This window comes from Candidatus Atribacteria bacterium (assembly GCA_011056645.1).
GTDB classification, from domain to species: domain Bacteria; phylum Atribacterota; class Phoenicimicrobiia; order Phoenicimicrobiales; family Phoenicimicrobiaceae; genus Sediminicultor; species Sediminicultor quartus.
The window spans coordinates 1-22,324 of the sequence record DSEL01000180.1; the positions used below are offsets into that span (position 1 = coordinate 1).

Annotated in this window: 24 protein-coding genes and 1 riboswitch; of the genes, 1 reads left to right on the forward strand and 23 read right to left on the reverse strand. The window is 36.6% G+C overall.

Features of this window, described 5'->3' with window-relative positions; genetic code table 11:
- The first annotated feature begins 75 nt into the window (after positions 1-75).
- Positions 76-162, forward strand: a riboswitch (cyclic di-GMP riboswitch).
- 75 nt (positions 163-237) lie between these two features.
- Entirely contained in the window at positions 238-474 is a 237-nt protein-coding gene (locus tag ENO17_07685; GenBank protein HER24911.1) for a hypothetical protein, read from the forward strand.
- A 94-nt stretch (positions 475-568) separates the two neighbouring features.
- On the opposite strand, the gene arsM is transcribed toward ENO17_07685, so the two are convergent.
- The 23 genes from arsM to ENO17_07800 all read right to left on the reverse strand — a co-directional run bounded on the left by arsM (position 569) and on the right by ENO17_07800 (position 21,896).
- Positions 569-1,405, reverse strand: coding sequence for an arsenite methyltransferase (gene arsM, locus ENO17_07690; protein HER24912.1), 837 nt, complete (start codon positions 1,403-1,405; stop codon positions 569-571).
- Positions 1,406-1,510: 105 nt separating this feature from the next.
- On the reverse strand, positions 1,511-1,951 hold the full coding sequence (locus tag ENO17_07695) for an ArsR family transcriptional regulator (protein HER24913.1): 441 nt from the start codon (positions 1,949-1,951) through the stop codon (positions 1,511-1,513).
- A gap of 45 nt (positions 1,952-1,996) precedes the next feature.
- Positions 1,997-3,217, reverse strand: coding sequence for an MFS transporter (locus tag ENO17_07700; protein HER24914.1), 1,221 nt, complete (start codon positions 3,215-3,217; stop codon positions 1,997-1,999).
- Between the two features lie 119 nt (positions 3,218-3,336).
- Complete coding sequence (locus tag ENO17_07705; protein HER24915.1) at positions 3,337-3,801, reverse strand: hypothetical protein; 465 nt, start codon at positions 3,799-3,801, stop codon at positions 3,337-3,339.
- Positions 3,802-3,845: 44 nt separating this feature from the next.
- Positions 3,846-4,316, reverse strand: a complete 471-nt coding sequence (locus tag ENO17_07710; protein HER24916.1) for a pyridoxamine 5'-phosphate oxidase family protein — start codon at positions 4,314-4,316, stop codon at positions 3,846-3,848.
- 113 nt (positions 4,317-4,429) lie between these two features.
- Positions 4,430-5,605 carry a pyridoxal phosphate-dependent aminotransferase gene (locus ENO17_07715; protein HER24917.1) on the reverse strand — a complete coding sequence of 392 codons (1,176 nt, stop codon included), beginning with the start codon at positions 5,603-5,605 and terminating at the stop codon, positions 4,430-4,432.
- Positions 5,606-5,827: 222 nt separating this feature from the next.
- Positions 5,828-6,106 carry a GYD domain-containing protein gene (locus ENO17_07720; protein HER24918.1) on the reverse strand — a complete coding sequence of 93 codons (279 nt, stop codon included), beginning with the start codon at positions 6,104-6,106 and terminating at the stop codon, positions 5,828-5,830.
- Positions 6,107-6,391: 285 nt separating this feature from the next.
- Positions 6,392-6,796 carry a hypothetical protein gene (locus ENO17_07725; GenBank protein HER24919.1) on the reverse strand — a complete coding sequence of 135 codons (405 nt, stop codon included), beginning with the start codon at positions 6,794-6,796 and terminating at the stop codon, positions 6,392-6,394.
- Positions 6,797-6,928: 132 nt separating this feature from the next.
- Positions 6,929-9,067 (reverse strand): cation-translocating P-type ATPase, encoded by a 2,139-nt coding sequence (locus tag ENO17_07730; protein HER24920.1) that lies wholly within the window; start codon positions 9,065-9,067, stop codon positions 6,929-6,931.
- A 68-nt stretch (positions 9,068-9,135) separates the two neighbouring features.
- Positions 9,136-10,035, reverse strand: a complete 900-nt coding sequence (locus ENO17_07735; protein ID HER24921.1) for a hypothetical protein — start codon at positions 10,033-10,035, stop codon at positions 9,136-9,138.
- Between the two features lie 46 nt (positions 10,036-10,081).
- On the reverse strand, positions 10,082-10,600 hold the full coding sequence (locus ENO17_07740; protein HER24922.1) for a rubrerythrin: 519 nt from the start codon (positions 10,598-10,600) through the stop codon (positions 10,082-10,084).
- A gap of 270 nt (positions 10,601-10,870) precedes the next feature.
- The gene (gene msrB / locus ENO17_07745) at positions 10,871-11,509 is read right to left on the reverse strand and encodes a peptide-methionine (R)-S-oxide reductase (protein HER24923.1); all 639 of its coding nucleotides are present in this window, start codon (positions 11,507-11,509) and stop codon (positions 10,871-10,873) included.
- A gap of 73 nt (positions 11,510-11,582) precedes the next feature.
- Positions 11,583-13,727 carry a cadmium-translocating P-type ATPase gene (cadA, locus tag ENO17_07750; GenBank protein ID HER24924.1) on the reverse strand — a complete coding sequence of 715 codons (2,145 nt, stop codon included), beginning with the start codon at positions 13,725-13,727 and terminating at the stop codon, positions 11,583-11,585.
- Positions 13,728-13,832: 105 nt separating this feature from the next.
- Positions 13,833-14,720, reverse strand: a complete 888-nt coding sequence (locus tag ENO17_07755; protein HER24925.1) for a hypothetical protein — start codon at positions 14,718-14,720, stop codon at positions 13,833-13,835.
- Complete coding sequence (locus ENO17_07760) at positions 14,686-16,272, reverse strand: alternate F1F0 ATPase, F1 subunit alpha (protein ID HER24926.1); 1,587 nt, start codon at positions 16,270-16,272, stop codon at positions 14,686-14,688. Before ENO17_07760 ends, ENO17_07755 begins: the two co-directional genes overlap by 35 nt.
- Before the next feature lie 49 nt (positions 16,273-16,321).
- Entirely contained in the window at positions 16,322-17,116 is a 795-nt protein-coding gene (locus ENO17_07765) for a hypothetical protein (GenBank protein ID HER24927.1), read from the reverse strand.
- A gap of 10 nt (positions 17,117-17,126) precedes the next feature.
- Entirely contained in the window at positions 17,127-17,396 is a 270-nt protein-coding gene (locus tag ENO17_07770; protein ID HER24928.1) for a F0F1 ATP synthase subunit C, read from the reverse strand.
- Positions 17,389-18,102 carry a F0F1 ATP synthase subunit A gene (locus tag ENO17_07775; protein ID HER24929.1) on the reverse strand — a complete coding sequence of 238 codons (714 nt, stop codon included), beginning with the start codon at positions 18,100-18,102 and terminating at the stop codon, positions 17,389-17,391. The genes ENO17_07770 and ENO17_07775 overlap by 8 nt, the downstream gene beginning before the upstream one ends.
- 21 nt (positions 18,103-18,123) lie before the next feature.
- Complete coding sequence (locus ENO17_07780; GenBank protein HER24930.1) at positions 18,124-18,420, reverse strand: ATP synthase subunit I; 297 nt, start codon at positions 18,418-18,420, stop codon at positions 18,124-18,126.
- Entirely contained in the window at positions 18,417-18,740 is a 324-nt protein-coding gene (locus tag ENO17_07785; GenBank protein HER24931.1) for an ATPase F0F1, read from the reverse strand. Before ENO17_07785 ends, ENO17_07780 begins: the two co-directional genes overlap by 4 nt.
- Positions 18,741-19,130, reverse strand: a complete 390-nt coding sequence (locus ENO17_07790; protein ID HER24932.1) for a F0F1 ATP synthase subunit epsilon — start codon at positions 19,128-19,130, stop codon at positions 18,741-18,743.
- A complete protein-coding gene (locus tag ENO17_07795) occupies positions 19,126-20,523 on the reverse strand; it encodes a F0F1 ATP synthase subunit beta (protein ID HER24933.1) in 1,398 nt (465 codons plus the stop codon). Before ENO17_07795 ends, ENO17_07790 begins: the two co-directional genes overlap by 5 nt.
- A 488-nt stretch (positions 20,524-21,011) precedes the next feature.
- Positions 21,012-21,896 (reverse strand): hypothetical protein, encoded by an 885-nt coding sequence (locus ENO17_07800; GenBank protein ID HER24934.1) that lies wholly within the window; start codon positions 21,894-21,896, stop codon positions 21,012-21,014.
- Between the last annotated feature and the right edge of the window lie 428 nt (positions 21,897-22,324).

A 22,324-nucleotide genomic window follows, 5' to 3' on the forward strand; every position in this document is an offset into this window, starting at 1 on the left:
CTAAAATAGCTGATTTTGGGGAATAATATAAGCAGAGAGAAAAGAAACTTGAAAAAATGAATAAATTATTATCTAAGTTGATAAAGGCAAACTATCTGAAAGGATAGGACGCAAAGTCATGGGCCTAAAGTACTTCTGTACCAAGACTGCCAGACTACCGACTTTTTTTATTTAGAAACCCTTGGATAATACTCTCTTGTTAATAGAAAAATCAAAAAAAGAGGGGGAATAATTAAAATGATAATCTCCAAAAAAAGTATATTTCATACAGTATTATTAATTTCCTTGACCATCACTACATTAGTTTATGGAGCTTCATCTTGCCTAACCACCGAAGATGCAACTACTTATTGCCAGGAAATCACTATTGATCAACCTATTGAAGAGGTAAACACTTTAGTTATTCCTGAAAATAATAATATGATCTGTGATTCATTAACCGGAACATGCGGTCCACCTTCCGGTTGGTATTAAACCAATAGCCAATACTAATAATAATACTAAAAAAAGTCTTAATCTTTAATATTTTTTGGTTTTTAGATTAAGACTTTTTTATTTTTTTAGAACCTTAGAGCACGGGTTTATAAGCAGAGATTTTAATACTAGCTACTTTAATCTCTGATCCTATAGCAATCCGATTGATATCCTCGCTTATTCCCGGAGTTGATTTTATAAACGATTCCAGTTCATCCCATTGGTATGTTTTTCGCTCAATAACCTTTATTTTTTCAAGTCCTGCTTTATGCAAGCCGGAAATATATTCCTTTTCACTGATCACTCCGGAAATACAGGCACAGTATAAGTCTTTATTTTCTCTTAACCGTTCCGGAATGTTTTCCCCCACCATATCGGATACTACCATACGGCCACCTGGTTTTAATACCCGACTAATCTCCGAAAATACTTTTTCTTTCTCCGGAGAAAGGTTAATGACACAGTTAGAAATAACCCAGTCAACTGAAGATGATTCAACAGGAAGATCCTCGATCAACCCTTTGCGCACCTCAACATTCTTAACTCCTGCAGCTTTGATATTTTCTTTCGCTTTACCGATCATCTCTTCGGTCATATCCACTCCAATAACCCGACCTGAGGATCCTACCTTACGGGCAGCGATCAAAAGATCAAGCCCGGCACCAGCACCCAGGTCAAGCACAACATCCCCTTCCCTGACTTCACTGAAAGCCAATGGATTCCCACAACCGAAAGTGGTAATATTGGAATCAGTAAGAAGATCATTAATATCTTCTTCGTTATATCCTATATCTTTTGCCTTAACGCAACAATCTGTTTCTTCTGTACAATTACAACAGCTTGCGTTTTTCCGTGATATTGCCTGGGCGTAACTTTTTTTTATTTCCTCTCTGACCTTTTTAGCATTAACTTCCTTTTCTTTTGAATCCATAAAACATTCTCCCTTTTTTATTTTTTGTTTTCCTTTTTTATAAGGACACAGTTGCGTAAGTATGCAAATATTAGTTCAAAAAAATATTTCTTTCCTTAATTTATATTATCCTTTTTTCTCTTTAGGCGGACAACATGATTCAATTGCTCGCGCAAAACCCCGAAAGATTGAAGATAAAAACTCGTATCGTACCGAATAATAAACCTCTTTGCCCTGCTTCTCTGCAAGCAGAATTCCCTCTTTACGAAGTATTGCAAGATGACGTGACACTACAGATACATCAACCGGAAAGCTTTTAGCAATCTCACTAACTATTTCAGGTTCCTTAGCTTCCACTAAATGAGCCAAAATACGAAGTCTGGTAGAATCGCTAACTGCCTTTAAAAAATTCGGATCGGGGATTCCTTGGATACCACAGCATTCTTCGTCTTTATTTCTATGTTCTTTTTTTGTATTTTTGTTTATTTGTGTCATCATGCAATTATTGTAATCTATCAAAAAATATTTGTCAACTTTTTGAAATACTTTTATTAAATATTTCACCATAAATTATTTTGTTTATACTGGTCAATTAATATTTTATTGACTATTTTACGATGGAAGCTTGAGCGCCAATTTATAAGCTTTATTATATTTATTCTCCAAAAAATGAAGTATCAGAAATAGAAGGAAGCTAATAAAAAGAGGAAGAGCTGCGAAGCGATAAGACCAAACTAAATTGCTTTGGTCTGCAATCCATCCGTAGAGAGTAGGAGCAATCGTGGCGGAAATTCCCTCCGCAAAAAGACTTATTCCAAATATTTTCCCCTGATGATTAATGGGACAAATAAAAGTTAACCAGGTATTTTGAGAAGGGAAAAATATTCCTTCTAAAATACCCAAGTTACCGACCAGTAAGATAATGAGTATAAACTGAGTAACAAAAGTAATAGATAAAAGCAGGAATGTTGTGACAATAGTGGTTGATAAAACCAGGATAAGCGGATTACTTCTATCTATAAGCTTACTGGAAATGAGGCTGCCCAGAAATACTCCTGAAAAAATTATAGTGACAATCCAGGCAGAAACCTCTGGTTTTATACCCAGATCATCTGTAGCGTAAACAGGGAGAAAGGAAAGAACTGCCCAGAATCCCAGGCTTCGAATACCCATACTTATAAGAAATAAATAAATATAACTTTGTTTGATCTTCTTCTCTGCTTCTGTTTTTGGATTTTTTTTACCCTTTTTTGATTTTAGATATTTATAGGCAAGAAAATAACCGGGAAAAGAGAGCAATAAGCAGGTCATCTTCCATCCGAATATTTGAACCAAAAAACCGAATAATAGACTTGCAATCATTATTCCGGCAGTTCCTGCGGCAGAAAATAGACTTAGGTAACGCCCTCTCTGGTGTTTCTGGGAATTCTCTCTCACCATAGCGGTTGCCAGGGGATGAAAAGTTGAAACACCGATAGCTAATAGAAATAAAAAAGCAATAATAGTGTGAATATTATTTACCCAGATCAAGCCACCTAAAAAAATAGAGGAACAGACAAAGCCACTAGCTATTATTATTTTTTTCTCATATTTATCACCGACGTAACCGAAAAGTAAGGAAAAAATAGACCTCAAAGCAACGTGAATAGTTAAAATTAGTCCAGATTGAAAATAGTTAAGGTTAAATTGTTCTCTAAAAAGAGGTAAGAGAAAAGGTATAATGAAAAAATACATATCATTATAGGAATGACCTACAGCACTTAAGCTTAATATTGATTTTATTTCTTTCTTTTCTTTATCGGACATGGTCTTCTTTAACCTCGAATTAAGCATTAATCAGTTTCAAACAATATAATCCTTTTACCGCAAAATTACAAGGAATTTTAATAAATAAAAATAATCTTCGTAAATATTCACTTAATAAACCGCTGATAACTTTTTTAGCTCAGCTTCTATTTTCTTATTTTTATTATCTGGCCTCGATTAGCCTTATGTAGTTCTTGAGAGGAAATTTTAATGAGGGATTTTTCCGAACCTCCTCCGGAATAGACGAATTCTTTTTCCATCACTTTCGGATCGATTAAAAAAGTAGCAGAATATCCAAAAGAAGGAACACCGCCACAGACAAAACCGGTTTTCTGCAAAATTTCTAACGGGTTAGCTGTTCGAGGTCGCTCAATTCCTAAAAGTCTTCCTATTTTAGAAGTACTGGCTCTATCTTCACCTTTCACAATAGCAACAATTAGATTTTCTTCCTTATCAATCAAACATATATTTTTTACTACTTCTTCTACTGAAGCATCGACCGCTCGCACCGCTTCTGCCACAGAATGGCAGGAAGTCTTAAAAGAAAGATGTTCTGCCTTGATATTGTTGTCTTTAATATACTTCTTGATTTTCTCTTCGTAAAAGTTCATTAATACCTCTTGATTGCTTTAAATATTTTTTTATCACAGCTAAGTTATTTCTTTGACTCCTTACCGGTCATTTCTTCAATTTTTACTTTAACCATGGTTACTTTTTCTAAAACATCTTCGGAGTAATGAAATAAAGAGGAAGAATTATGGTCATTGTAGTGGTGCATGATAATATCTAAGGCTTGCTTCTTTTCTACCATATCTTTTAAAATAACTGCTTTTCCGAAAATCAGGACACTCTTGTACTTCATGCTGGTCTTGCATACTTTTGGAGATTGCACCAGTTCTACATCAATATCAAATTCTATACAAACCTTATTATTATTCCGAAGAATATCCAGCTTGCGTCCTTCACTGGCGGAATGCAAAAAAATATTATTATTCCGATAACCAAAATTCATAGGTATTACGTAAGGCATATCTTGCCAGCACATTCCAACCCGGCAAATAATTGCTTTTTCAATAAAAGATATCATCAATTTTTTATTCAATATTTCTTTTTCTTTTCTTCTCATAACACCTTTATTCCTTTTATCTAAAAATATTATTAGTTAAATAAAAAATAAAAATTACTTTCCTGCCAGAGACTCCCCTATAGAATCGTTGAGCCCCTGGTTAGGTTTTTGAACTACATACTATTAACTGCTCTTTCTATTCTCTTTAAACCTTCTTCGAGCATAGAACGGGGACAGGCAATATTGATTCTCATAAAGCCCTCCCCTCCTATGCCAAACCAACATCCATCATCAAGGGCTACTTTAGCTTTATTAATCATTAAATTATTTAAATCCTGGACATTTAATCCTAATTGCCGGCAATCTAACCAAATCAAATAAGTCCCTTCCGGTTTAATAACCTTTATCTTTGGTATATTTTCTCTAAAATATCTACTTAAAAATTCTAAATTTGTTTTTAGATAGGTCAATAACTGCTCAAGCCATTCTTCTCCGTATCTAAAGGCAGACTCCAAAGCCACTAAGCCAAAAACATTATTCTCGTTAAGGGTTAAACTATCCAAGATATTCTGATAAATTTTGTAATATTTTTTGTTGGGGATAATGATGGTAGAAGTCTGTAGTCCTGCTAAATTAAAGGTTTTACTCGGCGCCGTGCAGGTAATTGAATTATGAGCATATGCGGGTGAAATTTTCGCAAAAGGTGTATGCTTGTGACCTTTAAACAAGATATCTGCATGGATTTCATCAGAAACAACCATAATATTATGTTTTATACAAATTTCTCCCAGTATGATAAGCTCTTCTTTTTGCCATACCCGTCCCACCGGATTATGTGGACTGCATAGAATTAATAGCTTCACTCTGGGGTCGCTAACTTTTCTTTCTAAATCATCGTAATCCATAAAATATTTTTTGTTACCAAATTTTAAGGGATTATTCACTACATGGCAACCGTTATTTTCTATTACCCGAAAAAAGGGATAATAAACCGGCGGTTGAATGACCACCTTGTCACCGGGTTCCGTAAATGCTCTGATAATAAAACTTAAAGCAGGAACAACTCCCGGACTGAAAGCCAGCCAATCTTTTTTCACTTTCCAATGATGTCTTTTCTCCATCCAACCAATGATTGCCTGGTAATAGGAATCCGGCCTCGAGGTATAGCCATAAATACCATGCTCGGCTGCTTTTCTTATAGCTTCGATTACCGGTTTCGGTGACCTAAACTCCATATCGGCAACCCACATAGGAAGTATATCTTTGGCTCCAAAAATAGTGTCCAGTTCATCCCACTTTACGGAGTGATAGTTAGTTCGATCGATAACCTTATCAAAGTCATATTTCATCTCACTTCTCCTTAAGTGGTATATCTTTTAAATATTTAATGCGAAAAGTTTACTCTGAATCATGAACCTTCTAAATTACTTGTTCAATTTTCTCTATTGCAATATCCTCGGTATTTGCCTATGATCTTTGCACTCATAGTTCAAATAGTACAATCATCCTTGTTCTCTAATTCTTATTGAATTGAAAAAACTCATCTCTTCAGATAAATTGCCTCTATATTTTTATGAAAGAATTTCATCAAATTTTTCTATAGTAATTGCGGGGGTGGAAGAAAAGGCGATACCGGTTAATTTATGCAAATTTGCAGAAGCTTGAATTACCTCTTCTACACCGGGTAAATTTACAATAAAAACCAAATCCTTATCTCCCAGTAGTGCATATTGGGCAACTATCTTGCCACCAAGTTTCAAGATAGCATCATTAGCTTTTTTTGTACGCTCAGAACTAATTCCCTTTATAGCTTCAGGGGAATATTTGCCAAACATGAAATAAGTCGTCATTTTCTTCTCCTTTCTTTTCTAATAAAAATTTTTTCAGGGTAAAAATAATTTTTAAAATATATTTGTACTGCTGAATTAAGAACAAGGAGATTGTACTATCTACAATCCAGAGTAATTTTGCAAATCAATAAATCAACTCTTTTAAAAAAGTAATTTACTGTAAAAAATAATATGTCTTTTGTAAAATTATAAGCAAAAAAACATTAAATGAATAATAAAATTTAAATTACTCATCTTTTTTTCAAGATTAAAGTTAAATTCTTATTTAAGATGGTGACTATAAAATCAATCTAATAGTCTTTTTTCACCACTGATTAATTGAATATCCGTAATGTTTCGAGATACCTCCAGGCAGCCGAGATATTTTCCTTCAGTATCCTTCAAAGCATAATATTCTATTAGAACTTTTTGCTTTTCATTATTAAGACCGATAGGAAGATCAATCCAGAAACGAGCTTTTTCTCTTTTCCTTTCTTTCATCTCTTGTAATATTTTATCCACTTTATCAAGGCTCTTTTTAGGATGACAGTTAGTTACATCTCTGCCTACCACATTTATAGGCCTTTTAAATATCCTTGTTTTATGTTTATTCCAAGCTAAGACCTTATCTTTAGCATCCACAACGGAAAATTCAATAGGTATAGTCTCCAAAACCGCTTCTAATACATCTTCAGGTAACTTACCAATCATTTCTTTGCCTCCTTTAAATTTTTATAATTATTAAAATATCTTCTCTCATGTATTGCAATATTACTGCAGGTTTAATTCTTTTTCAAGGTATATATCTTTTTATAAAAACTATTCCTAACAACTCTCTCTGTATTATTTGATTCTTAATGAATTTAAAATAACTGTGATGGAACTTACAGCCATAGCTCCTTCGGCTATTGCCGGGTGCAATAATCCTGCCATAGCCAGAGGGATAACAATAACGTTGTAAAAAAATGCCCAGAACAAATTCTGCCTAATAATTCGAAAGGTTTTTCGAGAAATTTCAATACTATCTACTATGCGAGATATCCCACCTTTTACTATCACAATATCAGCGCTATCTATTGCCAAATCAGCCCCTTCCCCTATAGCCACCCCGATATCTGCTCCTTTAAGAGAAGCTGCATCATTTATTCCATCTCCTACCATTAAAATCTTCGAGCCTTTTTCTTGATATTGCCTTATAATATTGAGTTTATCTTCAGGCTTAATACCGGCATACACTTTTTCTATCCCTACTTGACGGGCTATTGCCTGAGCAGTCTTGAGGTTATCACCGCTTAACATGATTGAATCTATACCCGAGCTTTTAAGTTTCGATACTGCTTTATTCGAATCTTCCCTAATGGAGTCTTCAATAGTTATTGATCCAATATTTATATTATTTTTGTAAACTTCTATCACAATTTTGCCTTCTTTAAGGAGCTGTAAATATTTTTCTGTGGATTTTGGCTTTCCGATAAAATATTCATCCCCTTTTACTACTGCCTTAACCCCTTCTCCGCTTATCTCTTCAATTTTTTCTGGTTTTACATCTGATTTTTGAAAAGAGGATATAGCCTTGGCCAAAGGATGATTGGAATTACTTTCAATTCCCGCAACAATTTTCATTTCTTCATTAGAAAGAGAATGATTAATAATATGGGGATTACCCTGGGTAATAGTACCGGTTTTATCCATCATCACTATTTTAATATCTTTAGAAGTTTGAATGGCTTCTGCATTCCTAATGATCATTCCTTTTTTAGCTGCCAGTCCGGTTCCGGAAACCAAAGCCATAGGGATAGCTAATCCCAAGGCACAAGGGCAGGCAATAACGATAGTAGAAATAAAAACAAATATCGCAAAAGAAATCGAATTGTCGGTATTTAATATCCAGGGGAATAATCCTCGCATATAGGAAAGAAATCCCTGAAATTCTTCGAATTGAAAAGTCCAGATTATACCACTCATCAGTGCCAGGATAATAATTGCGGGAACAAACCAAAGGGTAATTCTATCAGCTAAAGCTTGAATAGGAATTTTAGTCCCCTGTGCTTCTTTGATTAAATCGACCATCTGAGAAAGGAAAGATTCTTCGCCAACTTTATCAACTCTTACTTTAAAACTACCGGTAAGATTTAGAGAACCACCGGTTACCTTACTCCCTTTATTTTTAGTTATCGGTAAAGATTCTCCACTAATCATGGATTCATCTACGGAAGAAATCCCCTCTTCTACTTTTCCGTCTACAGGAATTCTTTCTCCGGGTTTCACTAAAACCAAAAATCCGACTTTAACTGCTTCAATAGGTATGGTTGATTCTCCTTCAGAAAATATTACCCGAGCTTCTTTTGCTTGGAGTTTGATAAGAGCCTTTATTTCTTTGGCTGCCTTGTCTCGAAGACGTGATTCAATAAATCTACCGGTAAGATGAATAGTCACAATCATGGCACCTATGGTTCCGAAAGAGATGATGGAAAGTCCTAATGAACTTAATAGGACAGTTATCCAACAAGCAAGTGAGCCAATAAAAATGAGAGTATCCATATTGGTATGAACATGGGTAAGAGCTATCCAGGCTCCTTTAATAGTAGCTCTACCACTATAAAAAATTACTACCCCACCAAAGATTAATTCTATCCACATGAAATAAGGAACAGCATAACCTATCATATTCAAGATCATTAACAAAGATAAAGGGAAAGTAATGATCCAGGAAAAGATAAGATTCTTTCTAGCAAGGTCATATCTTTTCTTTTCTAAATCTTCTGCCGGTTCGGTTGAAATACCATAGCCTGCTTCTTCTACTGCTTTCTTTATCTTTTCTAAAGATATATCTTTTTCGCTGATCAAAAAAGCACTTTCAGTTGCCAGGTTGACCGATGCAAACTTTACTCCATCAATTTTTTTCAAGGAATTTTCAACAGTATTCGCACAGGTAATACAGGTCATTCCGGTAATTGAAAAGCTTTTTTTGTTTTCACTCATCATATTTTCCCCTTTCAAGAAAATTTGCTCACAATAATTATTGAAAGTTTTAATGCGAGTAGACTGAATTATTTTATTTGATGTTTTCCTCCCAGCCATATCATATAAAGGGCATAAATTGCACTAAAAATTGCTCCGGGAAGAGAGGTGATTTCATCAAATAGGGTCAGGGCAATGGCGGCTGCAAATCCGGAGTTTTTAATGGTCCCTAAAAGTATCATCGAGGTTCGGTCTTTTTGATTTATTCCCATTTTTTTCAAAATGAGATTTAATAGAATGAATCCCAGGAAAGTAGCGGTAAAAGCAATCAATGATACTTTCATTAAAATATTCGGTTGTTCCAAGAAGGTTTTTTGGTTTAAACCGATCGCAGTAAAGATAACCACAAAGAAACCCCAATTAATCATGGTTCCTTTCCAGGAAATAATTGATTGATAAAAACGGCTAAAAAGCAGTAGGCGGGAAAATACGATAGGTAAAATAATTAATTCGAGCAGAGTGAGGATCAACTTTGACAAAGGAAATGTTTCAGCGCCGGTTAATAACCAGATCAAGCCCGGCATAATAAAAATAGAGGATAGATAGGCACCAAAAGTGGCAAATAGAGATAAAATTGAATTACCCGCTAATAAGGAGGTGAAGGGGATCACTGCTATACCAGGAGGTGCCGAGGCAACCAAAATCATCCCTATTCTTATAGGATCTTGGAAAATAAACCATTGATTTAATATAAGAAGCACTGAACCTAAAAATAGATAACTGAAAAGTATTCCGATAGCAAGGGGATGGACCAAGCTCTGCCATTTTAACATTTGCTGGGTGGGAATTTGAACAATGGAAACGGTCATTACCAGCGCCAGAGCAGGAATGGTTAATAATTTGGTCCATTGAGCCAGTTGAGGACAGGTGAAACCTAAAACGAAGGCCAGTGGTAAGATAAAATTTCGATGCCCAAGAAATTTAAACATTTTGATTCCCTAAAACATAATTTTTTATTAGCCTATAATTTATATTTTAATATTCATCCAAATGATTAAATTCTGCATTTTCAATCCACGTTTCGGGTCTGGAAACAAATTCAATCAAGTTTTCTAATAGAAACATATGCTTTTTTTCTTCTTCCGCTAATTTTAAAAATATTTTCCTTTGTGACTCGATTTCCACCTTGTCACCCATTTCTATATAAAACTTATGACTCTTTTCTTCAATTTTCCAGGCATGGCGGTATAAATTTATCTCTGGTAAGTCAAAGTCAAATACTTGTTTTTTCCCTTTAATTTTAACAAAGATATTTTTAGCACTCTCTAATATATCTGTCTCTACCAATTCTATACTTACATCGGTTTTCATCATTTTTTCAATAATATTATAATGTTTGGCTTCGTCATCAGCTAACATTTTTAGAAGTGTCTGGAGTCCTATATCACTTGTTTTGCCAGCAAGTTCACGATAATAATTTTCACCGTCTTTTTCCATCTTCATGGCATACTTATAAATATTCATTTTCTTTCCTCCTATCATTATATTTTTCAAAGAGTATTTTTTTCTTCTTTGACTGTCAATATTTTATCGGGTTTCTCAACATTTTCTTCATCCATTTCTATATTTTTTGATTTTATCATCATTTAATAAAATTGTGAAGTCCCCGTTTAAGTCCCATACATTTCCACTATTAAAATACCTTTAGCCTTAACAATTCAATACAATACCTAATTCATTTTAAAAGATTCATTCCCTAAAGAAGTAATATAACATAATATATTTTTACATTTAACTTTTTATATTTTTTAATAAAAATTCAACTTATAACTCGAAAAGCTCCATATATTGACCAAATCCTTCCTTTTCTAAATCTTCTTTGGGAATAAATCGAAGCGCAGCTGAATTCATGCAATAACGTAGACCGGTGGGTTCAAGCCCATTATCAAATAGATGGCCAAGATGAGAATCTGCATATTTGCTCCTTACTTCCGTTCTGCTCATAAATAAACTGTTATCTTCTTTTTCTAAAATGTTATCCGGTTCGAGCGGCTTCGTAAAGCTTGGCCAGCCCGTTCCCGAATCAAATTTGTCAAGTGAGCTAAAAAGCGGTTTGCCGGATAAAATATCCACATAAATACCTTCTCTCTTGTTATCCCAATATTCATTGTCAAATGCCATTTCTGACCCATTCTCTTGAGTTACCTTATATTGTAAAGGAGTTAATATTTTTTTCAGCTCTTCATCCGAAGGCTTTTTGAATTTGTTAGCATCATTATTGTTCGCTTCTTCCCATGTCGATTTAAGATATGCTTCACGTCCCGAACCAGCACGATATAATTTATATCTTGTGGGAGATTTTTGGTAATAATCCTGATGATAATCCTCCGCCTGATAGAATTGAATGAACGGAACGATTTTAGTATATAATTTTGCATCCAATTTTTTTTCTTGTTCCTGCATTGATTGGATAGCCGCATCTCTCTGCTTTACATTATGGTAAAAAAAATAGACATATATTGTCGGTTAGAAGATTTCATTTTGCAATGGATAAGAATTGAGCATTTATGGCCACAATTATAGTGCTTAGAGACATCAGAGCAGCTCCGATAGCCGGAGAAATTATTATGCCATAATTGTATAATATTCCGGCAGCAAGAGGAATAGCAATAACATTATATCCTGTTGCCCAATACAGATTTTGAATCATTTTACGATAAGTTGCTCTTCCAAACAAAATGAGCGAAGTAACATCCAAAGGATTGCTGTTGACCAAGATAATATCAGCAGTCTCGGCAGCAACATCTGTGCCTGAGCCGATAGCAATACCTACATCTGCCTGAGCAAGAGCGGGGGCATCATTAATTCCGTCTCCAGTCATAGCAACAAATTCTCCTTTACTCTGCAGCTCTTTTATTTTTTCCAGTTTTTCATGTGGCAGTACTTCTGCAAAATATCCATCAAGATGTAACTCATTTGAAACTTCTTCAGCGATTCTTTTATTATCTCCGGTAAGCATCCAACACTTTATGCCCAATCTTTTTAGCTGCTGTATTGCTTCATAGGATTCCTTTCTAATTTTATCAGCTAGCGTGATAACGCCAATTATTTTGCTATCAAGCAAAATATAAACCAGTGTTCCGGTTTCGTAATCCTTAATTTCTTTTAGCATCTCAAAATTGTTTTTCCTCACATAACCCTGGCTAACCAAGGCGATATTTTTTCCTTCTATTTTCCCCTTTACTCCTTGTCCTTTTATTACCTCGAAGTCTGACATCGGCATGGTCTTAACTTTTAGTTCTTCCGCTCTGTTTATAATTCCCCTGGCAATTGGGTGTTCAGAATTCTTTTCCAGTGAGGCTGCCAATTGAATCATCTTTTTTTCATCATAAATTTTGTCTATAACCGTAACCAGGCTTACTCCGAATTTACCTTCGGTAAGTGTACCTGTCTTATCAAACACCACAGTGGTTATCTTTCTGGAATTTTCAAAGGTAGTTCTATTTCTTATTAAAAGGCCGTTTTTTGCCGACAACGAAGTCGAGACTGCCGTAACCAGAGGTATGGCTAAACCTAAAGCATGAGGGCAGGTAATCACCATTACTGTAGCCATCCTTTCAATGGCAAAGGCTAGGTCGAGCCCATATATAATCCAGTAAATGAGTGTGGCTGTTCCGATAGTCACCGCAATGATGGTAAGCCAGTTTGCTGCTTTATCCGCAAACCTCTGAGTTTTTGATTTGGATGACTGAGCATCTTTTACCAGGTTAATGACCTTGTTTAAATACGATTCTTCTCCTGTCCCTTCAACCTTTACTTCCAAAACTGCATCTCCATTTACCGAACCGCCGATAACCTTATCTTCCTCTTTTTTATGTACTGGCTTTGATTCTCCGGTCAGCATTGATTCATCAATATAGCTGCTGCCTTTGATAATAAAACCGTCAGCAGGTATTTTTTCACCCGCTTTGATTAAAATTTTATCCCCCTTTTTCAAGATAGAAATTTTGACTTCTTTGACTTCGCTTCCCTTCATTAGGTGGGCTGTATCCGGCATTAATTGAGCCAGCTTTTCTAGTGCCCTGGAAGCCCCTAAAACAGATTTCATCTCAAACCAGTGGCCCAGAAGCATCACATCTATCAGGGTAGCCAGTTCCCAGAAAAAAAACTTTCCTTTAAGGCCAAAAACCACTGCCGAACTATAAAAATAGGCTACTGAAGTAGCTAAGGCAATAAGAGTCATCATTCCCGGCTGTTTCTTCCTGGACTCATCAAAAAATCCTTTTAAGAAAGGCCAACCCCCGTAGAAGAATATAAAACTGGAAAGAGCAAAGAGAACATATTTTTCTCCGGGAATACCAAAACTAAAATTAAGCAACTTTTGTATTAAGGGAGACAGCAAAAGAATGGGTATGGTGACCAAAGCTGATATGATAAACCTTTTTTTAAAATCACGCACCATGTGCTGATGATGATCGGCATGGTCATGATGCATATGCTCTTGATGACTTTTACCTTTTTGAGATTGATGATTAGTTTTTTGAGGTTCATGCTTTTCATGATGCATATTAGGCATAGGCTTTTTCTTTTCTACTACTTTTTTAAGAGTAACCTTGCACATATTGCATTTTCCCGGAGTATCATACTCCATTTTGCATTTTGGACATCTATATCTGGTCATTCTACTTCCTCCATAGACAAAGATTAAAAACAAATTAAAAGAAAAGCATTTTTTGTTATATTGATATAGTTATAGCTAAGGGAATACCAGGAATAATTAAATGAATTATATAGATTGTGCCAGGGCTTCGAAACCGGCTACAATATCCAGTAATTCTTTGGTAATCGCATTTTGCCTCTGACGGTTAAATTGAGCGTTCAGATTATCCAAACGTTCCTCGATGTTCTCTTCGGATTTCTGCATGGCCGTTAAACGGCTGGCGTTCTCACTGGCCATCGACTCGATAAAAGCCCGATATAAGGAAATATAAAAAAATTGATGGATGAAGGAATAGAGCAGCTGTTCCCAGGGAAGGGTATATAAGGGCAAATTACGAGAAGGCCATTTTTTTAAAGCTAATTCCTTTAGCCATTCCTGGTCCAAAGGGAATAAATGAAATTGAAAGGGTTCAAAGATGACTCCTCTTACGAGCTTATTATAAAATAAATAAATATCATCTATTTTTTCCCGAAACCGCCATGACTCCACCAGTACCAGCAATTCCTGAATAGCGCTATTCAGGTCATATCTGGATTCAGGAAAATTAATCCTGGCTGCCGGTTGGTAGCCAATTTCTTTTAACTGTTCTTCCACTCTCTCTCCGGCAACCCCTATTTTTAATTGACTATAATCGAAAGTATTTCCTTTTTCCCATTCCATAAAGGAATTAGCCACCATCACATTAAATTTACCGGCCATTCCTCTTTGTGAACCAAAGATGATGACTCCCATTCGTCTTTCATTTTTCAATATCGGTTTTTTTAATATTTCTGGTTTTTCCTTTAACAATGCCTGGAAACCCATCTCAATGGATTGGTGATATTCAGTAATGGCCTCTACGGCTCGCGCATGATAATGAATGTTCACTGCCGCCAATGCCTTCATGGTTTTGACCACCGAATATAAATCCCGGGCACTTTCAATTTTTCTCTGAATGGTTTCCAGCATCTGCATTTGAGTGGTCTTCCTCTCTTTTTAAAATATTTGTTTCTACAAAATCGAGAATCCTTTTTACTTCATCACTATCCAGTTTTTTATTATTCATCACTTTTTCTTCCAATTGGGGGAATCTTTCTTCCAAATTCTTTTTTATTTCTATTATTCTTTTTTTAATATCCTCAACCGAAACCCCATCCCATAACCCCTGGTTTACCATAAGCAGAACGACAATTTGTTCCATGACCGAGTAGGGAGCGTATTGATTCTGTTTTAAAATTTCTCTTATTCTTCTTCCTCTTTCCAGTATTTTTATAGTACTCTCATCTAACTGAGTCCCGAACCGGGAAAAGATTTCCAGCTCTTGAAATTGAGAATAAGTTAAACGTAAGTTACCCACCACCTCTTGATAGGAAGCTAATTGTGTTTTTCCTCCTACCCGGGATACTGATTTCCCCACATCAACGGCCGGCAACAGTCCTCCCTGGAATAATTGAGGGGAAAGATAAATTTGACCATCGGTAATGGAAATAAGATTGGTTGGGATGTAAGCTGATAAATTTTGTGCCTGGGTTTCAATAATGGGCAAGGCGGTCAAAGAACCGCCACCTTTTTCTTTCTTCAGATGAGTCGCCCTTTCTAAAAGACGAGAATGAATATAAAAAATATCTCCGGGATAGGCTTCCCGGGCAGGCGGCCTTCTTAACAAAAGCGATAGCTCCCGGTAAGAGCGGGCATGATGGGTTAAATCATCATAAATTACTAAAACATCTTTTCCTCTTTCCATAAAATATTCACCGATACTGGTCGCAGCATAAGGTGCAATATAATTCAAGCCGGGCGTATCTTCTCCTGATGCCACCATTACCAGGCTATATTCCATGGCTCCTGACTTTTTAAGTTGAGCAATGACTCTGGCCACCGAAGATAACTTTTGACCGATAGCACAATAAATACAAATAACCTCTTTATCTTTTTGATTAATCATGGTGTCCACAGCAATCGCTGTTTTCCCGGTCTGTCGGTCTCCCAGGATAAGCTCCCGCTGCCCCCGGCCAATCGGTACCAGGGCATCCACGACTAAAATACCTGTCTGTAAAGGAACATATACCGGTTCTCTATCCATAATGGGAGGAGATTCACGCTCAATGGGATATCTCTCCATGGTCCTTAAAGTGCCTAAACCATCCAGGGGACGGCTCACCGGGTCGATGACCCTTCCCAACAATGATTCGCCAACCGGGACATCCATGACCTGGTTGGTTCTCCTCACTTCATCTCCGGCTTTAATCCCCTTCGCATCATCAAAGAGAACAATATCTACTTTACCTGGTTCCAGATTAAAGATCATTCCCCGCTGGCGGTCTTTGAAAGTCACGATTTCCCCTGCTTTTACTTCCGGCAACCCTTTTGCCGTGACAATACCTTTACCTACCGCGGATACAATACCGATTTCCTGTACATATAAGGATACTTTCTGCTGTTTTACCACGCGATTCATACTGGAAAAAGTCGTTTTTAAATTTTCTTCTAAAGATAAAGTATCTATCTCTTTCGTTGTATTACCCATTAATACCCCCACATGACCATAAATGACCTCCTAATCCATCCAAAGCAGATTAGTTTTCTTCCTTTTCAACATCCGGTTCTTGAAAACTGAATTCAGTAAAAGCTTTCTTCAACTGCTCTTCCAGTCCATCTAAATAGTTTTCAATATTCCAGGAAATCTTCTTTCCCTCGGTTCGAGTTTCAATGCCGCAAATCAATTTAGGAGAAACTTTAAAATTGATTTCAACTTTATCACCGATTATCTCTTCCAGTATTTTCCTGATCTCAGATTCTTTTTTGCCGGTTAGCTGAAAACTGCTATCCACCCATACCTTCCGCTCATCTTTATTGATAAACCGGATAAAATCATCTTTTTCCTCTTTGCTCAACTTGCCCAACTGGATTAAGAAATTTTCAATCAGCTGGTTTTCTAATTTTTCATCGGCTAAATCCGCTAAAACCTTTCTGCTCATCTGACAAACCTGCTCGCAGGATAAATGGCGAAGGTCTCTTAAAAAAGCGGTGCGTTGTTTTGATATCGCCTCTCTCCAATTTTTTTGCTCTTCATCAATTTTACTTCTGGCATCTTTTACCAATTCTTCCCGCTTCTTTTGGGCATCCTTCTTGGCCTGAGCAAGCATCTCATTCCATTTTTCCTGGAGTTCTTCTCTTATCCTGCGCTGTTCTTCTAACTCTTTCTGTGCTGCTTTTTTTGCTGTTTCAGCATCTTGCATCCGGTCGGTGATTTGCTTTTCCCTCTCATCCATAATCTTGATAATCCGATTAAATAAAAATCGTTTCAAGAGATAGATCAGAATTAAAAAATTAATGATTTGGGCAATGATAGTAAATGAATCTAAAAGCATATTACCCCCCCTAATGACTTAAGACATAATTCCAGAAAGGATTGGCAAAAATAAGAATGACTGAAATGACCAAACAGTAGATAGCCGTCGATTCAACCATGGCCAATCCCACAAATAAAGTTCTGGTAATGGTATTGGCTTCGTCGGGTTGTTGAGCAATCGCTCCCAATGCCCGGGCCAGGGCCATCCCTTCTCCTATGGCGGGGCCAACCGAACCAATGGCAATGGTGATTCCCGCAGTAATAATAGAAACCGCACCGATAATATCAATACTACTCATTTTCTTTACTCCCTTCCTTTTGTTCTATCTGAATCGTCTTATTTTCTATCCGCGTGGCCGAAGCAATATAAACCGTGGCCAGCACGGTAAAGATATAAGCTTGTATTTGACCAATTAATAATCCAAAAACCTGCATCACAATGGGTATAAACAAAGGGGTGATGATCAATAAAACTGCCGCAATCAATGAGCCGCTCATCATATTCCCAAATAATCGTACCGCCAGAGCCAGCGTACGGGAGAAATCACCAATTACATTAAAGGGGGCCATGAAGATAAAAGGCTCCAAATAATGTTTAAAATAAGCAAGTGCCCCTTTTTTGGCAATGCCGAAAATAGGTATGGCAAAAAATACGCAAATAGCCAGCGCACTGGTAGTGGACAATGAACCGGTTGGAGCCTGATAGCCGGGAATAATAGACAACAAACTGGATACCGAAATAAATAAAAATAAGGTGCCTAAAAAAGGAATAAAGGGGTCTGGATTCTGTTGAGTAATTTCTTTCACTTGCTGCCGCATATAACCGATAATCACTTCCAAAAAATTTTGCCAGCGGCTTATTTTAGGTCCGATGGTTAAATTTCTGGTGGCCAGCCAGCTAATTATAATAAGTATGAGCATGGCTATCCAAGTAAAAAGAATCGTAGCATTTAGATGGATTCCATTCCATTTAAATAAAATAATAGCATCCGGACTTATATCCATTTTTAATTCCTCATCCCCTATTTAATTATGATTATTTATATCTTTTTTTGGTTTACCAATCCTTCTACTTAAAAAAATACGACTTATAATAAATCCCACCAAAAGAATTAAAACATTTCCCCAATCACCCTGACGGGCAATATAAATTAATACCAAAAACACAACAGCCATTCTTAAAATATAACTTCCCAGGGTTAATATAATCGGCGAACGAGCCTGATTCATATTTTTAATGGTCAGCCATAAACCGCCAAAATAAAATAATCCTAATCCCAGGCCAATGATAAAATATAATAAGCTGTAAACACTAAGATTCATTCTTCGTTTTCCTCTTCAATCGATTTTCGTTCTTTTTCCACCCAGTACCAGGCATTGAGACAGCCAAGGATAATCCCCAAAAAAAGGAAAGTCAAGGTCCAGGAAATATGACCCGGCCACTTCTTATCAGCCCAGATACCCACGGCAATACCAATCACAGTCGGTATCATCACCGACCAGCCAATCACTCCGAACGAACCCATGCCGAACCACACAGCCTGATATTTCTTGTCTCGGGCTCTTAATTTCCGTTTTTCTTTTTTCTCGATTTTTTTAATAAAGCCCTGCTTTATATCTTTTGATTTATTTTGATGTTCCATTTATCCATGCGTCTCCAAATTTAAAAAACTTCTGACAAAATCTGCTTCTAATTTACTTAAAGCAGTCTGGGCATCTTTTTCTTTCTCATCTGTTTTGATAAATATTTCTTCCACCCGATTTTTCAGCTCTCCCAAATCTTCTCCCTCTATGGCATTCCTGGTCGAAATAACCACTTCTTTCCCATATTTAACCAGGATTCCTTCATCGATAGCTAAAAAAACATCTTTCTCCTCGGATGTGGTTAGCAGTAAAATTCCCGGTGTTAAGGAAGTGGTAAAATCAACATGTTTGGGCAGCAGGCAAAACCACCCGTTTTCTGCCTCTGCCGTTATTTTTTTGACTTCCTTTTTTAAAAATGTCTTCCCCGGTAATAATATCTTTAAATCAATCATTTTTCGCTTCTACTTTATCTTCTTCTTTCGCTTCTTCTATGGAGCCAATCATATAAAGTGATTGCTCGGAATAACTGGCAAATTCGTCATTTAAGATTTTCTCACATCCGTCTAATGATTCGGGTAAACTCACCCGGCGGCCCTTATTGCCAATAAACTGTTCTGTGGTGGCAAAGGGTTGGGTTAAAAACTTTTCCAGGCGCCGGGCACGATTGACCGTTCTCTGGTCTTCCTTGGATAATTCCTCCAAACCCAGCATGGCGATAATATCCTTTAATTCCTCATATTCAGATAAGTTCTGCTTCACCTCCCGGGCTATCTGGTAATGCCTCTGACCAACAGTCAACGGTGAAAGCATATTAGAGGCAGATTTTAAGGGGTCTACTGCCGGATACAATCCCTGGCTGGCCCGCTGCCGGGAAAGTACCACTGAAGCAGAAAGATGACTAAAAGTATGCACTGCTGCCGGGTCGGTAAAATCATCGGCAGGTACATAAACCGCCTGGATGGAGGTGATGGACCCGGTGGGCGAATTACAAATTCTTTCCTCAAGGTCAGCAATCTCACTGGCCATAGTGGGTTGGTACCCTACCCGGGAAGGCAATTCGCCTAAAAGACCGGAAACCTCGGCCCCGGCCTGGACAAAGCGGAATATATTATCAATTAACAAAAGAACGTCCTGCTTCACTTCATCACGGAAGTATTCTGCCATGGTTAAAGCAGCATGCCCTACTCTAAATCGGGCACCGGGTTGTTCGTTCATCTGGGCAAACATCAAGACCGCCTTTTTCAGGACGCCTGTTTCTTTCATTTCCCGATATAACTCTTCTCCTTCTCTGGAACGCTCGCCAATGCCGCAAAAGAGGCTCACCCCTTCATGTTCCAAAGCCATATTGTGAATCATCTCCATAATCAGAACCGTCTTGCCGACTCCGGCACCGCCAAATAATCCGGCCTTTCCTCCTTTTTCCAGAGGAGCCAGAACGTCAATCACCTTTATGCCGGTCTCATAGATATCTGTCGCCGTAGCCCGTTCGGCAAGAGGAAGAGATTTTTGATATATCGGTACTAATTTTTCAGGCGTTAAAACATCTCCTCCATCAATCGGTTCTCCAAAAACATTAAACATTCTTCCCAATAATCCGGACCCCACGGGTACTTGCAAAGGATGTCCCATGTCAATGATTTCATCTCCCCTTTTTAGCCCTTGGGTAGGCGTTAAGGCTATTCCTCTCACCGTCGTGGCATCCAGATGAAGGGTTACTTCGATAATTGCTTCGCCGGATTTCAATTGGTAATTTATCTTGGGAAGGAACTGCGGGAAAAAAGCATCAACCACACTTCCCCGAATTGCTTTTATTTGGCCTCTGTTCATTTTCTGATTATCCATTCGTATATCTCCACTCATCGCTCTTTGTCCATTTAGGTTTTAATTTATTTTTATTTTTTTCTGATTATTTCTTTAGTGCGGGTAGCGAATTAATTTTAATTATACTATTTCTTTATAAGGTTGTACAACTTGAATTGTGTACTGGCTGTGGGATTGGATAGAATTTTTATATTATGAAGAATGAATGGATTGATAGGCCTTTACATTTGACATACGGTATTTTCTAAAATATGATAAAAGCATAACAAAGGACTGTTCCCTGTAATATTCTAATTATCTAAAAATACATTGAGAACCTTAGCTTATCAGATTCTTTATAAAAAACTAAGAGAAAGTTCCTGAATTATTAAGTTAGTGCACCATTCTCTGTCACACTTTAAAATTATTTAAAAATACAACGATCCGAATAAATTCACGGGAAAATTGAGCGGCTGCTTTTCTATCAACTTTAATAGGGTAATTATGCTCTATAATATTGCCCAAAGATTTTAATTCCAGTGAATAACCTCCTCTACCCTCTTGTTCCAGTAGTTATGTAGATTTTTTAGATCATCTTGAGAGACCATTGGCTTTTCTATATTCTCGAGGTGATTATACTGGGGGGTTGGCACTCTTCCCAATTCGTGTTCGTATAGAACTATTGCACCAATAAAAGAACTTACCCGTATTATGGCTTTATAGCATTGATCCAACTTGTCTAAAGTAACCTTCTTCTGGTTTTCCGTCAATTTTAATCTACCGATTGGGTCTGATGCATGTGCAATAAATTTATTTGCATAGGTTCTCAGATTTTCACAGATTTTGAGCTCTTTATTGAGTTTAATAAATACAGATTTATTTACTCGATCGGCTCTTGATCGATTCTGAGGAAGCACACTTGATAGCGTGTCGAAATTTTCATGTTTCTTTTTCCATGGTCTCCATTTATCAATACCGTCTATCTCAAGTGATACACCTTCATACTTGCTTCCATCATAAGAAACATAATTTTCACGTGTGAATATATCTATATTATCTGACACATCATCGATGAGACGGAGAACTGAGAGTACCCCTTTCTTAAGATCATAAAAGTTCCGATCAGTCAGACGGCGTATCGCCATTACCTGTGAAACAAGAAAACCTTCATCTAAAAGATGAAGGAGTGGCCCATTAAATCCGAGAGATTCAGATTCAGATTCTCTATTAATTGTCAACCTTCTTGCTTCATTGAATGTTCGATAAATTGCATCTTTCCACAGCATATGCGTTATTTGATTAGATATAGAAAGGGAATCTTCGAAAAGCCAATTATTCCAATTAGCCCTTTTTACACGAAATATTGCTAGTGCTTCTTTATCATGAACATCGCAATCATATATATTGATCATCATAGAACACCTCGACTTCTGGGGTCTCACCTTAACAGGTTTAACTCTTTTTCTTTTTAAAAGCTTTAATTATTTTTACTGGTGGGCATCTCTATATATTTCTGCAATTCTTTCCACAAATCTTATCCACACTCCCCAAGAAATATGACTCTTTAGTACACCAAAAATCAAGTTTTGATCGTATTCTGATAAGTTAACTTTATTGTTGAGTTGTTTATTGGCTATAAATGTATTATAGCTTCTTTCAGTATACGCCAATATAGCTTCTGCAATAATATTATCACTAACTGGAAATATATTGTTAAAATATATTGTTAAAAAATCATTTTTTAAAAAAAGATTTTCGATTATTTCTATCCCTTTAGAATTTAATTCATGTGAAAAATTGCAAATCCATTCAGCTGAATCATCTACTTTTAATTGATTAATTA

Coding starts and splice junctions, on each gene's coding strand:
- ENO17_07710 (HER24916.1), bottom strand. CDS start 4,316: ATGAGAAGAAAAGAAAAAGAAATATTGAATAAAAAATTGATGATATCT.
- ENO17_07735 (HER24921.1), bottom strand. CDS start 10,035: ATGTTTAAATTTCTTGGGCATCGAAATTTTATCTTACCACTGGCCTTC.
- ENO17_07705 (HER24915.1), bottom strand. CDS start 3,801: ATGAACTTTTACGAAGAGAAAATCAAGAAGTATATTAAAGACAACAAT.
- ENO17_07725 (HER24919.1), bottom strand. CDS start 6,796: ATGATTGGTAAGTTACCTGAAGATGTATTAGAAGCGGTTTTGGAGACT.
- ENO17_07760 (HER24926.1), bottom strand. CDS start 16,272: ATGGGTAATACAACGAAAGAGATAGATACTTTATCTTTAGAAGAAAAT.
- arsM (HER24912.1), bottom strand. CDS start 1,405: ATGGATTCAAAAGAAAAGGAAGTTAATGCTAAAAAGGTCAGAGAGGAA.
- ENO17_07800 (HER24934.1), bottom strand. CDS start 21,896: ATGATGATCAATATATATGATTGCGATGTTCATGATAAAGAAGCACTA.
- ENO17_07795 (HER24933.1), bottom strand. CDS start 20,523: ATGGATAATCAGAAAATGAACAGAGGCCAAATAAAAGCAATTCGGGGA.
- ENO17_07755 (HER24925.1), bottom strand. CDS start 14,720: ATGCAGATGCTGGAAACCATTCAGAGAAAAATTGAAAGTGCCCGGGAT.
- ENO17_07765 (HER24927.1), bottom strand. CDS start 17,116: ATGCTTTTAGATTCATTTACTATCATTGCCCAAATCATTAATTTTTTA.
- ENO17_07775 (HER24929.1), bottom strand. CDS start 18,102: ATGGATATAAGTCCGGATGCTATTATTTTATTTAAATGGAATGGAATC.
- ENO17_07685 (HER24911.1), top strand. CDS start 238: ATGATAATCTCCAAAAAAAGTATATTTCATACAGTATTATTAATTTCC.
- ENO17_07700 (HER24914.1), bottom strand. CDS start 3,217: ATGCTTAATTCGAGGTTAAAGAAGACCATGTCCGATAAAGAAAAGAAA.
- ENO17_07785 (HER24931.1), bottom strand. CDS start 18,740: ATGGAACATCAAAATAAATCAAAAGATATAAAGCAGGGCTTTATTAAA.
- ENO17_07770 (HER24928.1), bottom strand. CDS start 17,396: ATGAGTAGTATTGATATTATCGGTGCGGTTTCTATTATTACTGCGGGA.
- ENO17_07730 (HER24920.1), bottom strand. CDS start 9,067: ATGAGTGAAAACAAAAAAAGCTTTTCAATTACCGGAATGACCTGTATT.
- ENO17_07780 (HER24930.1), bottom strand. CDS start 18,420: ATGAATCTTAGTGTTTACAGCTTATTATATTTTATCATTGGCCTGGGA.
- ENO17_07720 (HER24918.1), bottom strand. CDS start 6,106: ATGACGACTTATTTCATGTTTGGCAAATATTCCCCTGAAGCTATAAAG.
- cadA (HER24924.1), bottom strand. CDS start 13,727: ATGACCAGATATAGATGTCCAAAATGCAAAATGGAGTATGATACTCCG.
- ENO17_07695 (HER24913.1), bottom strand. CDS start 1,951: ATGGTGAAATATTTAATAAAAGTATTTCAAAAAGTTGACAAATATTTT.
- msrB (HER24923.1), bottom strand. CDS start 11,509: ATGCAGGAACAAGAAAAAAAATTGGATGCAAAATTATATACTAAAATC.
- ENO17_07715 (HER24917.1), bottom strand. CDS start 5,605: ATGAAATATGACTTTGATAAGGTTATCGATCGAACTAACTATCACTCC.